This is a genomic window from Vreelandella aquamarina (genome assembly GCF_900110265.1).
Lineage (GTDB): Bacteria > Pseudomonadota > Gammaproteobacteria > Pseudomonadales > Halomonadaceae > Vreelandella > Vreelandella aquamarina.
On record NZ_FODB01000076.1, the window covers coordinates 1 to 13,110 of the forward strand.

The following is a 13,110-nucleotide window of genomic DNA, read 5'->3' on the forward strand; positions in this document are numbered from 1 at the left end:
ACAATGTTCCAGCCTGGGCCGGACTGCGCTGCACCCATCAGAGAGGACAGGTCCAGAAAACCGGCTTCGCCGGAATCCGCTGAGTCACCGGCCGCCTGATCGGACAGGCGCTTGCGCCAGTTACAGAAACTGGCGTAGCCGATGTTCTCTTGTTTGCAGAACTTCGAAGCTGACAGACCACTGTCACGCTGCTGATTGACCAGAGCCTGCCACTGTTCGGGTGTGCGGTGCTTTCTCATAGGGGTAACCTCGTGTTGGAAAGTGTGAGGTTACTGTAGGGCGATTTTCAGCAGGGTGGCAGAACGTCGTGGAATGAACGCTTACTGTTTAGCTGCGCTCTTAGTTAGCGCTAACGACCCGACCAGCCCAGCAGTATGGGCACGTAAACTACCAGTAGCAGCACGCCAATCAGCCCTAGCAGGTAGGGGATAATAGCGCGGGTAATACGCTCTAGCGGCAGTTGGGTGACGGACGACGCCACGTACAAGTTGATCGCCACGGGCGGGGTAATCATGCCAATCGAGAGCCCCACCACAATGATCAGCCCGAAGTGGATCGGGTCGATGCCCAGCTGCAGCACCAGCGGCAGCAGCACCGGGGTGAGGATGATCAAGGCGCTGGCCGTCTCGATGAACACTCCGGTCAGCAGAATCACCGCCACCACCAGTAGCATGATCACGTAGGGGTTGGTGGAGAGCGACAGCACCGACTGGGCAATCGCACCGGGCACCTGCCAGCTGGAGAGCGTCCAGCTCAGCACCGCCGACATGGCAATCACCAGCATGATCACGGCGGTGGTCATCGCCGAGCGGATCAACAGCTTGTACACCTGGGGCAGGGTCAAGTCCCGGTACACGAACAGCGACACCAGCAGCGCGTAGTTCACCGCCACCACGGCCGCTTCCGACGGCGTGAAAACCCCCGAGAAGATACCCCCCAGAATAATCACCGGTGTCATCAGCCCCCAACTGGCCGCTTTTAACGTGCGCCAAATAGTGGCCAGCGAGAGCGGCGTACCTTTCGGGTACTTGCGTTTATACGCCTGAGTAATCGCAATGGCCATGAGCGCTATACCCATCGCCAGCCCCGGTAAAAAGCCGTTCAAGAACAGCGACGATACCGACTGCTGGGCAATGACCGCATAGATAATCATTGGCACCGACGGGGGAATCACCACGCCAATGGTACCGCTGGCGGCAATTAAGCTAGCCGCCGAGGCGGGGTCGTAGCCTTTGCGCTTAAGTTCTGGCACTAGGCTTGAACCCACCGCTGCGGTAGTAGCCGCGCCGGAGCCGGAAATAGCCGCAAAGAACATGCCCGCCATTACCGAAACCACCGACAGCCCGCCGCGCATAAAGCCCACCAGGGAATCGGCAAAGCTCACCAGCCGCTCGCTGACTTTGCCCTGGGCCATTAAATCCCCGGCTAGGATAAACATTGGAATAGCCACCAGAGCAAAGGAGTTAATGCCCTGAAACATCTGCTGGGTGACCACCATCAACGGCACGCCGGATTGGTACAGCGCGTAGAGCGAGCTGGCCCCAATCGCGAAGGCAATCGGCACGCCCAGCAGCATAAATAGGAAGAACAGCCCAAAGAGTACCAGCGTCATAGCGACTCCTCCTGGTCGGCTGCCGTGGGTTCACCGTTCACCAGTACCTCGACCATATCCACCAGGGCGTACCATGCCATGATGCCCGCCGCGAGCGGCATCACCGCATACACATACGTCATCGAGAGTCGCAGCGAGGCGGACTTCTGGAAGCTCTGCACCTGCATATAGCGGTAGCCAATCACGATCAGTGTGATCATAAACGCCACCACAATCGCCAGCGCCGCGAGCCTGGCCAGCTTACGCAGCGGAAGTGGCAGGGCATCCACCGCAAAGGTGACGGCAATATGCCGACCGCGCTGAAACGCCAGTGTGCCCGCTAAAAAGGTGATCCACACCAGCAGAAACCGCGCGACCTCTTCGGTCCAGCCCACGGCGCTGAACAGCACCCGCGAGACGATCTGTAGCGTGATTACGCCAATTAAAGCTGCCATGCCCGCAAACACCACGGGCTGGATGATGGCATCCAGCCCGCGTTCAATGCGTTGCAGCAGCGTCAAAAGAGGCTGTGCAAACGACATCACTGTTGCAGCGCCTCCTGGATACGCGGCAGGTAGTCACCAAACTGCTCGCCGTACTTCTCGTATACCGGCGCAACGGCGGCTTGGAAGGCTTCCATATCGGGGGTGTCGTTAATTTCCATACCCGCTTCGCGCAGTGCTGCCAGCTGCTCGGCTTCCATATCCGCGTTCACCTGGCGCTCATGCTCGGCGGCTTCCTGGGCGGCTTCTTCCAGTACCGTTTGGGCGGCTTCGGGGAGCTGGTTCCAGGCGGGCATACCCATCACAAAAATCGCTGGCGCGTAGGTGTGGCGAGAGAGCGTCATATAGTTCTGGGTTTCATCCAGTTTGAACGAGTGAATCACGTTCACCGGGTTTTCCTGGCCGTCGATGGTGCCCTGCTGCATGGCGGTGAGCGCTTCGGTCCACGCCATGGGAATCGCGTTGGCACCCAGCTCGCGGAAGGTATCGGTGTACACCGGGTTTTCCATCACGCGAATGCGCAGGCCATCCAGATCTTCCGGGGAATTCACCGCCCGCTCGCTGTTGGTCAGGTTACGGAAACCGCGTTCGGCGTAAGCCAAGCCTTTCAGGTTCACGTCTGCTAGCTTATCCAAAAGCTCCTGGCCGATGGGGCCATCCAACACGCTATAAGCGGCTTCCGGGGAGGGGAACAGGAACGGCAGTTCAAACACCGCCATCTCTTCGACAAAGTTGGCCACCGGCCCGTTGGTAATCACGCCCATATCCACGGTGCCGATTTGCATGCCTTCCAGCAGCGTGCGCTCATCGCCCAGCGAGGCGTTGGGGAAGATCTCAATATTCACCTTGCCTTCGGTGCGTTCTTCCACCAGCTCTTCGAACTTGGTGGCGGCAATATGGAAGCCATCCTGCTCGTTGACCACGTGGGCTAAACGCAACGTAACGGGGTCCATATCTGCAAAATCAGCGGCGTTCGAGGCGCTAACCAGCGCCAGTGAGATGCCCAGTGCCAGCGTACTACGTGCAAATGTTTCCATTTATTATGTTCCCAATATGACCAAGGGGGGGGTAAGAGGTGCAAAAGTGCCCCCAGAGCATGCACCACCGCAGGGAAAACGGTCAATCACAAGGCGGCCTAAAACCGCCCCGCCGCTAGACACAGCCCGCCCACACGGGTACGATACGCACCCAAAGCGCCCGTAGCTCAGTTGGATAGAGTGTCGGCCTCCGAAGCCGAAGGTCGCAGGTTCAATTCCTGCCGGGCGCGCCATATATATCAAGGGCTTACGTTAACGCGTAGGCCCTTATTTTTTGCCTGTGACCACCCTGTGACCAAATCGTGGCCACATTCTTAAAACTACCTTCCTCTCTCGCTTGCTTCTTGATGACCACTGGCCGCTACGAGTCACACGCTTGGTCACGCTATTTCTGGGTAATACCCACCCATTCTGCTAACTGCTGATTTGCCTTCAATCGTTGGCGTTGTAATAACGCGCTATTGAAAATTGCATCCAGAGGTGACGTTGGTGTAGCAAGCGGTAGCGCAACGGCTGCTTCATCACGAAACTGCTGGCAGATCGTTGCGTTGTCATCGAGACATTGCCACCAGTGTAAAATATCCACCTTAGCTCTCTGCATTACGTCAGCAGCAGGCAATCGATCTGACTTCGCTTGATTGGCTTTTTCCGTTGCTGGCAGTAGGTTCCATAAATCATTGTTGTTCCAGCGTGACCAAGGAAAGCAGTGATCTATGGCGTAATTTTTTTGTCGGTGCAGATCACTACGCGACCATACACAAGGCAATGGGGAAGGGTCTAGAAGACGTTGGGAAACGAGCTGGCGCACCTGCTGTGTGTCTCGACGACTTTCCTGCCACTGTAAAGCGAGGTGCAAAGTACCGGTATCGTAGGAAGCATCATATCGCTGCATTAACTGAACCCACTCATGCACAATAGCGGGCTCTACCCAGCAGGCATAGCGGCTCATCGCGTCCCACAGCGGTGTAGGGATTTGAAACGTGCCGAAAGATGCCAGCGTTTCGCTATCAAGGCGAACGGCCTGCTCTTGAATGCGTAGCCCTTGATAACTCCCGTCAAATATAGGGCGCAAACTGCCGGGCCAAGTCGTGAAGTGGGCAGGCATTTTGAGAATGGTCTGGCAGGCATCGCGAATTGCCCGCATAACCGTAGCGGCACATTGAGGATCAAAGAAAGCTGACCCGATACGCAGATCATGTGGCGAAAGTTGCCTCAAACGATAGAAGTCATCTTTAGCGAAGCCATAGCTTTTTTACCAGGCGCTTGGCGCAAATCACGGTCTATCAGTAGTGGGCGGAACAGTTTGATCCAAAAAAGTCCTACCGCTCCTAAAGGCACCGTCACCCACTCTTCTTTTCGTGACATCACAATGCCAGGTGCGGTATCGGCCAAACGAGTCAACGAGCGAAGCAAACCAAGCTTATAAGAAGACGCCTTATCGTCGTTCACGATAATGTGCCGAAGGGAAGGCAGGGCGCCTGTGCCATCATCAGGCAACCTGAATACCCGTAGATGCCAAGCAACACCCTGGCGACCAAGCTGGTCGTTGTTATGGCTTGCTTGCACGGGTAGCAGCGCTAAATCGCGAGCCCAGCTATCCAGCATGCCCATGTTGACCGAATGAAACTGACGCTCATCGCTATTTGAGCCTTCACGGTATGTAATCACTAAAAGCCCACCAGGAGCGAGTAGTGAGCTAACCACCCGTAAAGCACGTTGTTGTTCATCAGGGGATAAATGCATCCACACCGCTGACACCAGAATTAATTGAAAGCGCTGTGAAAGCTGACGAACGCGATTCAAGGCAGGTAAGGTATCGTCAATCCAACTGACATCACCTTCATGGGTATAGGTTTCTCCGAGCGTTCTCAGCTTTTCTGCGGGTTCTATCGCCATCACCTGCCAACCGCGCTCTGCAAGTGCTTTAGCATCTCGCCCGCTACCAGCGCCCACGTCTAGGGCTAAACCGGGCTGAGTAGGAAGATGGTGCAGCCATTCACCATGAACACGCTCAAAACTCAGCGACTGATATTGGTCAAACAGTTGTTGAGCGTTATCGTCGTAGAAACGCACCGTCGGTGTGGTTGCTGGAAAGTTTGTCATGCCAAGCCTTGGTAATTAGCCCATGCCCTGACCTTATCAGCTTTGTGCATGTTCGGCGTTGTGTGCAGACTCGATCAAGGGAAAGAATAACGCTGCTTGCAACGTGTCTCCGGGTGCTTCACCTGCCTACCAGAGTATTTATTGCCTCGTGCTTCCACCGTTATCGCGGAAGTAATCGTCTTTAGCGACCAGCCCAATATCGCCTGTCTGTAATCCAGCATCACCCTCTTCACTGGATAAGTTTTGCACACGACGTTCCTGCTTGAAGTAAGCCAAAGTGCGGAAGAAGCAGTCTTCACAAAGATGGGCTTCGTAGCGTTCGCCATCATGTTGAGATCCATAGCCCCAATGCGCTTGAAGTGTCGCAAATTCAAGACCGCCGTTTACTGTTTGTGTAGAGGTCAGGCAGACATCACAGCGCACGTCAGTCACTGCATCGACTTCTACTTTTTCAGTCACTTTCATCTTGTTCTCCCTTATCCGCCATTAGCTTCCGCTTGCCTGAAGCAAAGTACCAACTGGTGCAGCATAGGGCGGGTCAAGCGCTTGGCGAATAGCTCGCCAGTGAAGAAGTGCTGTGCCAAAAGCTGAGCGGCTCTGCCAATCTAGTTTGTGAAAAGCTCGGTGATGATCGTTCCTTGAGCTGTCGTTTATCCAGTTGCATCTGGTTTATCTGACATAGGCACATATTCAATAACATCCTCAACCTGGCAGCCAAAATACTCACATAGCCGGTCAACGTTTTCTGTTCCGGTGTTGTAGCCACGATGATTGATCATTTTAGACAGCGTCATGCGATGGATACCGGTTGCCTCAGCAACCTCACTAATTGTAATTCTGCGATTTTCAGAAAACTCTTTTTTCGCAAGCATTTCTTTGATTTTGAAGCGCAGCATAACCATTACCATGTTTGTATTTTTCATATGATACTTCAGTGCATCAAAAAATGCTTGCATCTTTCTTTTAATGATTTATATTTATTTCATATGATGCTTTTGTGCTTCATATGAGACATGGAGAAAGATATGAAAAATGTTTATTTAACTACAGCAGAGCTCGCTGAGCGCATCAAATATGATGCCCGCACCATCCGTGAACGTTTAAAAGATGACGTGCTGCTGGAAGGCATTCATTACATCCGCCCGTTTGGCGGCCGCAAGATTCTTTACCTGTGGGAACCCATTGAGCGCGACATGCAGTTGCACTCGAAGGAAGAAAGTCTGGGTGTGCCGATGGCTGGGGGAGGTGTGTGCCATGGGTAAAGTTGCTGCGCGTAAAGAAACAGGCAAGTTGTACTTTGACTTTCGCTACTTGAGCAAACGCTGCCGTGAACAAACAACGCTAGATAACACAGCAGCCAACCGCAAAAAGTTAGAGCGGATTCTGGAGAAGATTGAGGCGGAGATTACGCTGGGTTCGTTTGATTATGGTCGCTACTTTCCAGATAGCCCGCGTGCCAAGACGTTAAGCAAGCGTGCGCTAACGGCGGTTGGCGGCTATCACGCGACGCCGCTGCTGTGCCAGTTCGCTGAAACGTGGTTTGCAGAGAAAGAGATCGAATGGCGTGAATCGCAGATCGTCACGGTGCAGGGCTGTTTAAACCGACATATCTTGCCCGCGTTAGGGCATAAAGAAGTCGGCAGCATCACTCGTGCAGAAATTCTTGAGTTCCGGGCGTCACTCGCCAAAGTTAATTCCCGGAGCGGCAAGAAACTCTCTGCCAGCCGTATCAACCACATCATGACGCCATTGCGCATGATGTTGAATGAAGCCGCCGACCGCTATGAGTTTAGCTCACCCTATCGCGGGATTAAATCGCTCAATGTGCCGCGCACGGATGTAGAGCCGTTTACGCTTGAGGAGGTGCAGCAGATCATTCAGCGCGTGCGTGAAGACTTTCGTCAGTATTACACCGTGCGTTTCTTCACAGGCATGCGCACTGGTGAGATTGACGGCTTAATCTGGGAAAACGTGGATTTTGGCCGTCGCCAGATTTTAGTTCACCAAGCGCTGGTGCGTGGCCAGATAGTACCCACAAAAACTGACGGTTCCTTCCGCTCTATCGACATGTCACAACCCGTCTTTGATGCGCTGAAGGCGCAGTCTGAGGTGACGGGTAAAACGGGGCTGGTTTTTACCACGCGTAAGGGCACTGCCTTATCCCACGTCAATGTGACGAAACGAGTGTGGTATCCCTTGTTGGAGGAGCTAGGGCTGCGTAAGCGCCGCCCTTATCAAACCCGACATACCGCTGCCACGCTATGGCTGGCGGCAGGTGAGAGCCCCGAGTGGATTGCCCGCCAGATGGGCCACACCACAACCGAAATGTTGTTCCGTGTTTACTCACGCTTCGTGCCCAACCTAACGCGCCAAGATGGCTCTGCGTTTGAGCGCATGCTGAACCAGAAACGTGCCTAGGAGAAATCGATGAAACCGTTCAATACGCCAGTAAAGCGCCGTGATGACATCGAAAAAACGTTGCACGTGATGGCAGCACTGCAATCGCAACAGCGCCTTGAGCGCCGCTTGGCAGAGTCGCTCGCTGCCGCCACTAGCTTAGCACCGGGCTGTGCTTTGGTGATGTGGCTGGGGGACGGGCAAGAGCGCACTAACCTAGATGCGTTAACAACCTGGGTAGGCCGCACGCTTAAACAGCTGGGGCTGGATGCCAATCGCCAAGCGATTCCACGTTTGCTTGCAGAGCTAGAGCGCACCTTATGGGCATGGGAGGATCAAGCATGGCAGTAACATCGCAAACGACCACTCAAAAGGCAGACCGTCAGTTTGAAGGGGAGTTGTATGTCGCCGGCGTCGAAGGGCCGGAACGGTTGATGCAGCATGAAGTCTGGTCGCTGTACTTAATCGGCACTAAAGGAAATTTACGCGCCTTTCTAACCGACCGTCATGTAATCGAAGAAGGGGCGCCTAGAATGGGCCAGCGGCTTCAAGTAACAGTGCGTTGGGCTAACTTCGCCAGCCAAAAGCTGTGCTTCATCACCCGTTATGAGGCGGTAGGCGGCTAGCAGACGCTGACTGCCAACTTCCTATGCATTCACTCACTTACCCCCACCCTCTTTTAGCGAAGTCGGTGGGGGTAGTTGTATTTCACGTTTTATCAGATTTGCGCGGAGACCCCCTTACTTCAGTCGGGGAAGGACGTCAACAGGCGCTGCTTCACTCGAATGCCGTCGAGTTTGAGCATGCTGCTTTGTAAGATGTAGGAGCGTGGATATTAAAAACCCCACCTTAGTGGAGCTTCAAATCCAGCGATTAGGCCGTTTGGCTCATCAGGCTGTCGTACGGAATTTTAAGCCCGTCATGAAGCCTCTTTATCATACGCAAGCTCAGCTTCCGTTTGCCGCTTAAGACTTCAGACACTCGGCCACTAGGCCCGATATATGCCTCAAGGTCACGTTTGGTCAGACCTTGTTGCTCCATGCGAAATTTAATGGCTTCAATGGGATCAGGGGGCGCGATTGGGTAGTGCTTCTCTTCATAAGCTTCAATGAGAGTGACGAGAACCTCCATTTCATCAGCCTCTGGCGTGCCCTCTTCCGCTTGGAAGATCGCCTCAAGACGCTGGAATGCCGCACGGAGGTCATCGTCAGACCGAATTGGCTTAATGTTCATTGACCGTCTCCACATCAATTTCATCGTATTGTGCATGGGTACCGATGAACTTTACCCAGGCTATGCCGCATCGATACTGCATTTCCACGACTAATCGGTACTTGTTCCCGGCGATATTAAAAACAACGCGGTTGTTGCCACAGATGCTAGCGTTTCCAAACTGAGCCTTAACCTCATGCGGAGTGCGCCATGTTGCGACTATCGCTTCATCGTACCAGCTCTCTAGCGGGCCTTGCGCATCCTGATAGATGGACGTCTCCCAAAACTTGCGAAGCGTACTTTTGGCTATTACCCGCATAAGTTCTCCCATTTCGGGATACTGTAGGCTCTCCCATTTTGGGAGTCAACTGTTTTACCGGCTATTCCAACCAGCTAAGTGGGAATTTGTACGAAAAGTGGGTTCGTAGGCAGCGTTGTATGCACGCTAGGCATACCATGGCATGGAAGCTACGAGCCAACTTTTCCTATTGTGTCGCAATACGCCGCAGTGTGCTGATTGTGGCAGCATATAAACTGCAGGCGTTTATCGACGTTTTGTAAATATCGCTGTCTGCTACTGCTTTGTTCAAGTGTCATCCCCTGCCGCATCGTCTCCACACAACCCTAGTACCAGCATCGCCATAAACGCTGCAAAGCGTACCGCCTCCCATAAAGGCTGTTCAGCCTTTTTGTAGCTATCCCGAGTAATTTTGAGGTGGGCGTTTCCGTACCAATAGCGCGTGTGGCCCGAAGGGGAGGGCGTTGGTATCAGCTCAATACGTGGGTGAGGAATATTCGTCGCGTTTGACCAGTGCTGCTTAACACGCTTTGCCTCCGCATTAACAGTGACTTCAACAACTAGATACGTATGTTGAAAGCAGCGCAGCGGGCGCAATAGCTCACGTACGCGATTGATAGCGTCTGCATCGGGGAGCACGATATGTCCCGTACTGCGCTGTATATGGTTTCGCAAGGTGGTTAGGCTCTCTTCAGCCTTGCTGGGCTCTTTTTGGTGCCAATCCAGCAAGCGATGAAAAAACTGCCCTGTTTCTTTCAACACGTTTGGTTTAACAGGCGGTGCCATGCAGCGATAAAGCTCTGGCATATAGACATGCGTTGACGTGACGCGCCGCTGCCGGTCATATCGGTTGGCTTCACGGCTAAATTGCTGATTGGTGCGTCGCGTTTTGCGTTGCATTAGCCGTTCGCCATTGGCTACCCATTGGCGTAGTGGTTCTTCCTCAAGGGCAAACCTTTTCGCGGTCTGCTGGATTGCTTTATCTAAGGGTTCCCCGCGCGCCTCTTGTTGTTCGATAAGGCGAAGAGACTGATAAATCGTCGTTGCCTCGGGCCAGTTAAACGAGCTTTCTAGGGAGTTGTCGAGAGGATTAACAGCGGGTGGTTGGTATGTTCTCCACGCATTTTTTAACAAGTCGTCGGCAATAAACGGCTGCCACTCCGTTTGCAAATGGCTTAAGAGTTCGCTTGCTTGTGTCTTACCGATTAAATCGCGACGGTTTCGCCAGCTGGTGAGTGCCGTCTTTGTTTGAAAGCTCAGCAATGCCAGTTGATGTTCGAGACGAAGCATAGGGTTATAGTGTCGAAAGGTGGTGTGGCCAAGCACCCAATCTAGCAAATGGGAGTACGTGCTGAGGGTTTCCTCGGGGCTCGCATGCCCTGCCCACAGTGCAAGCTGCCAAAGCCGTTTGCGGGAAGGGCGATCTTGAGGCGCTAAACCGGCCAGCACAGAAATATCAGCGTTTATGTTCGGTAATGCGATGTCTCCATGGTCATCTCGCAGCCAGGCCGTGGGTAGCAGTTCGCAAGGTGAGCGCTCCAGCAACCGCAGTAGCGTAAAGGTCACGAAGCTGTGCCTAAGGTGGTGGTAACGAAGGCTAGGATCACCACTGACCGTTCTTAAAGCGGTTTGCACTGGCTGAAACAGCACTTTGTCATCGAGCAATAAATAGCCACTGCCGCTGCTGCAAAACAGCAGTTGCTTGTTAATTTGTTGAGTAGCAGTTTCGCCCTGGCGACGCTTTACCCACGCAATCAGTTGCGCCTGCTCGTCTGGCATTAATAACCACAGCGGCAACCGTCGCGTGGCCGCATAGCTTTTTCCTCGTCGATAGGTGTTGGCGCGGATAATAAGCTCACTGGGAAAGGTGTCACTACCCTCAATATAAACAACATCTCGAACAAGTAGCCCGGCACATTCGCTACGCCGTAGCCCCAGGCGGTATCCCAAGATGAGCGCGAGCTTTTGTATAGTGCGAAAGCGCTCAGGCTGTGTTGAGTCGTCGATTAAATCGATCGCACGACGAAATTCAGCAGGCGTCACTATATTAACGTCCACACGCTTTTTGGCGCCTGGCACGCCTTCCAGGTCAATCGATGGCGCTGCAATGGTATCCATTAAAAAATGGTGAAAATCACACAGGCGATTCTGCACCGTCGCTCGCTCAACATCGGGTTTGACACTATTTAAGACGTTCTCATATAGCGCTTCCCATTGATCAGCACTGGCCGTTTGTAGCTCATCTAACGCTGAGCTTTGAGCCACTAGCGAGCGACCAATCGCGGATAGGTATCTTTTTACCGAACTAACGGCGAGCTTAGATTTTACACGGCCTCCTTTCTGCAACAGCTTCAGACACCATCTTGCCAGCAGCGTCACCATCGCACCGTTACGGCTGGATATGCTCAAAAATGTTTCGACGTTACTGATTGCCTCATGCCGGGTGGCTCGGCCACCCAATGAGCTAGATAACCCCCGCTGCAGCTGACGAAACTGTTTTAGTTGATCCGAAGGCGGCGCTTGAGACGGCGCGGGTGTCTGAAACTCCAGATACACATCGTTGCCGCTGGAGTCCGCCAACGTATCAGTTAATACGTGGCGTTGAGTCAGTCGCTGCCAAGATGAAGGGCGTAACGATTGTGCAACATTCGCTCTGCTGGCGTAGTGATTCAGCAGGGGAGGCTTATCAAACGAAGAGGCGGTATAAGCCATTGAAAGCAGCTCGGAGATGCTTTTTAGCGACGCACCGTCGTCAATATGTTTGAGATAAAACATCAGGCATTGTGCGACCGGAAGGCGACTTTTAGCAGCGGTACGAGGCCACGCGCTGTCTGTCTCTTGGTAAGCACGTAGTAGCATCAATTGACTGGTTGGGCTGAGAAACAGACGGCGATAGCAAACGCGTTGCTCTTTTTCAAACGGCGTCTCTGAAGACTGATCGGCAGATGCCTTGTCATCGGCTGCTTGATCGTCATCGTTCTCAATAGGCAGCGGCGCTCCTTCTTCCAACGTGATAAACACCGCACCGTTAGTCAGGGTGACACCCTTCTCAAAGGCGTCGGGCACTTGCTCAAGATGGCGTTTATGCAGCACCGCCCCTTCGCGAATAAGCTGAAACAACCATCGTCCTATCAGCCATTTACGCAGATCATGGCCAATGAGTCCTGGGGCGCTTGGGAACGCGTCGTGAGCCTCAACAAGTTCATCCCAACTATGTAGCTCAGCAAATGATTCGGTAGTGACGGCGGGTGGCTCGCGGTCTACCGTAACCAGTGGGCTTGGGATGGCCACTGTCCAATTCAGCTGCTGGCTACCTCGCTCCAGCCCTTTCACCAAAAAATTGTGTGTTATTTTCAGCGTACTGGGCGGCGCTTGCTGGTGTAGAGCATCAAACGCTGCAGCAATAACCGCATCAGGCATCACGATATCCCGCTGGCCAGACATAATGCCGGTAACCTGCTGTTCTAATGATGCAAGAATGGCTTTCCAGCGCTGGTAGCGCTCACAAGCTCGCTGATAGCGACGCGCCTCTTGTCCATCGGAGGTGCTTTTTTTAGGGGGTGATAGTTTCCAACCTGACCAGATGGCGTGATCGCTATCGCTCATAACGCCTTACCCTTTAACCCGCCTTATTCATGAGGGCGCTGGCTGAGTGGATTGTCAGCCCTCGCTGCCAACACCAGCCCACCGGCACCGCGTTGGCAGCATGAGACCCCGCTGTTATATGCAAAAAAGCGCAAATTTTAGTTCTTCTTATAGCCTACAGGAATGAATTGCCCTCATCCGTGCAGCCGTCACCGTCAGCCGAAGTGGGGCTGCTTGGCGCAGGGATCGGTGGTGGTATCGCCGACGAGTCAGCCTAGCGCGGTCAGTTTCGGTAGCCCCTTCAGCAAGGCAGGCCACCATTTGTCAGCCGCATCGCCGAGGTGAACGGTGATGCGCCGGGCGTGCAGCTTCAGCGTGGCTGCG

General features: G+C 53.6%; 15 protein-coding genes and 1 tRNA gene. 5 read left to right on the top strand and 11 right to left on the bottom strand.

The annotated features are described in order from the left end of the window. The 4 genes from tnpA to BMY49_RS15790 all read right to left on the bottom strand — a co-directional run. On the bottom strand, positions 1–239 hold a 239-nt coding region (gene tnpA / locus BMY49_RS15775), incomplete at its 3' end, for an IS66 family insertion sequence element accessory protein TnpA (protein WP_089676007.1). 110 nt (positions 240–349) lie between these two features. Beyond that, positions 350–1,612 carry a TRAP transporter large permease gene (locus tag BMY49_RS15780; protein ID WP_089676008.1) on the bottom strand — a complete coding sequence of 421 codons (1,263 nt, stop codon included), beginning with the start codon at positions 1,610–1,612 and terminating at the stop codon, positions 350–352. Next, positions 1,609–2,133, bottom strand: a complete 525-nt coding sequence (locus BMY49_RS15785) for a TRAP transporter small permease (protein ID WP_089676009.1) — start codon at positions 2,131–2,133, stop codon at positions 1,609–1,611. Before BMY49_RS15785 ends, BMY49_RS15780 begins: the two co-directional genes overlap by 4 nt. Then, positions 2,133–3,131: a TRAP transporter substrate-binding protein gene (locus BMY49_RS15790; protein ID WP_089676010.1), complete on the bottom strand. Its 999-nt coding sequence runs from the start codon at positions 3,129–3,131 to the stop codon at positions 2,133–2,135. Before BMY49_RS15790 ends, BMY49_RS15785 begins: the two co-directional genes overlap by 1 nt. 156 nt (positions 3,132–3,287) lie before the next feature. On the opposite strand from BMY49_RS15790, the gene BMY49_RS15795 reads away from it, so the two are divergent. Then, positions 3,288–3,364 (top strand) — tRNA-Arg (locus BMY49_RS15795). Positions 3,365–3,516: 152 nt separating this feature from the next. Here BMY49_RS15795 and BMY49_RS17615 read toward each other — a convergent pair. From BMY49_RS17615 to BMY49_RS15810, 4 genes are all read right to left on the bottom strand, one after another. After that, entirely contained in the window at positions 3,517–4,275 is a 759-nt protein-coding gene (locus BMY49_RS17615; protein ID WP_208596213.1) for an HNH endonuclease domain-containing protein, read from the bottom strand. A gap of 68 nt (positions 4,276–4,343) precedes the next feature. Beyond that, entirely contained in the window at positions 4,344–5,234 is an 891-nt protein-coding gene (locus BMY49_RS17620; RefSeq protein WP_208596214.1) for a class I SAM-dependent methyltransferase, read from the bottom strand. Between the two features lie 138 nt (positions 5,235–5,372). Beyond that, positions 5,373–5,699 carry a hypothetical protein gene (locus BMY49_RS15805; protein ID WP_089676011.1) on the bottom strand — a complete coding sequence of 109 codons (327 nt, stop codon included), beginning with the start codon at positions 5,697–5,699 and terminating at the stop codon, positions 5,373–5,375. 185 nt (positions 5,700–5,884) lie between these two features. Next, complete coding sequence (locus tag BMY49_RS15810; protein WP_244154988.1) at positions 5,885–6,190, bottom strand: helix-turn-helix domain-containing protein; 306 nt, start codon at positions 6,188–6,190, stop codon at positions 5,885–5,887. 69 nt (positions 6,191–6,259) lie between these two features. Between BMY49_RS15810 and BMY49_RS17935 the strand changes: the two genes are divergently transcribed. From BMY49_RS17935 to BMY49_RS15830, 4 genes are read left to right on the top strand one after another with little or no spacing between them, the layout of a single operon-like run. Beyond that, positions 6,260–6,496, top strand: coding sequence for a hypothetical protein (locus tag BMY49_RS17935; RefSeq protein WP_089676012.1), 237 nt, complete (start codon positions 6,260–6,262; stop codon positions 6,494–6,496). Next, complete coding sequence (locus BMY49_RS15820; RefSeq protein WP_089676013.1) at positions 6,489–7,652, top strand: Arm DNA-binding domain-containing protein; 1,164 nt, start codon at positions 6,489–6,491, stop codon at positions 7,650–7,652. The genes BMY49_RS17935 and BMY49_RS15820 overlap by 8 nt, the downstream gene beginning before the upstream one ends. A gap of 9 nt (positions 7,653–7,661) precedes the next feature. After that, a complete protein-coding gene (locus BMY49_RS15825) occupies positions 7,662–7,982 on the top strand; it encodes a hypothetical protein (RefSeq protein WP_089676014.1) in 321 nt (106 codons plus the stop codon). Further along, positions 7,973–8,257, top strand: a complete 285-nt coding sequence (locus BMY49_RS15830; RefSeq protein WP_089676015.1) for a hypothetical protein — start codon at positions 7,973–7,975, stop codon at positions 8,255–8,257. Before BMY49_RS15825 ends, BMY49_RS15830 begins: the two co-directional genes overlap by 10 nt. 247 nt (positions 8,258–8,504) lie before the next feature. On the opposite strand, the gene BMY49_RS15835 is transcribed toward BMY49_RS15830, so the two are convergent. From BMY49_RS15835 to BMY49_RS15845, 3 genes are all read right to left on the bottom strand, one after another. Further along, positions 8,505–8,864 (bottom strand): helix-turn-helix domain-containing protein, encoded by a 360-nt coding sequence (locus BMY49_RS15835; protein WP_062375820.1) that lies wholly within the window; start codon positions 8,862–8,864, stop codon positions 8,505–8,507. Then, complete coding sequence (locus BMY49_RS15840; protein WP_089676016.1) at positions 8,854–9,162, bottom strand: type II toxin-antitoxin system HigB family toxin; 309 nt, start codon at positions 9,160–9,162, stop codon at positions 8,854–8,856. Before BMY49_RS15840 ends, BMY49_RS15835 begins: the two co-directional genes overlap by 11 nt. Positions 9,163–9,429: 267 nt before the next feature. Further along, the gene (locus BMY49_RS15845; protein ID WP_089676017.1) at positions 9,430–12,747 is read right to left on the bottom strand and encodes a site-specific integrase; all 3,318 of its coding nucleotides are present in this window, start codon (positions 12,745–12,747) and stop codon (positions 9,430–9,432) included. Positions 12,748–13,110: the final 363 nt, after the last annotated feature.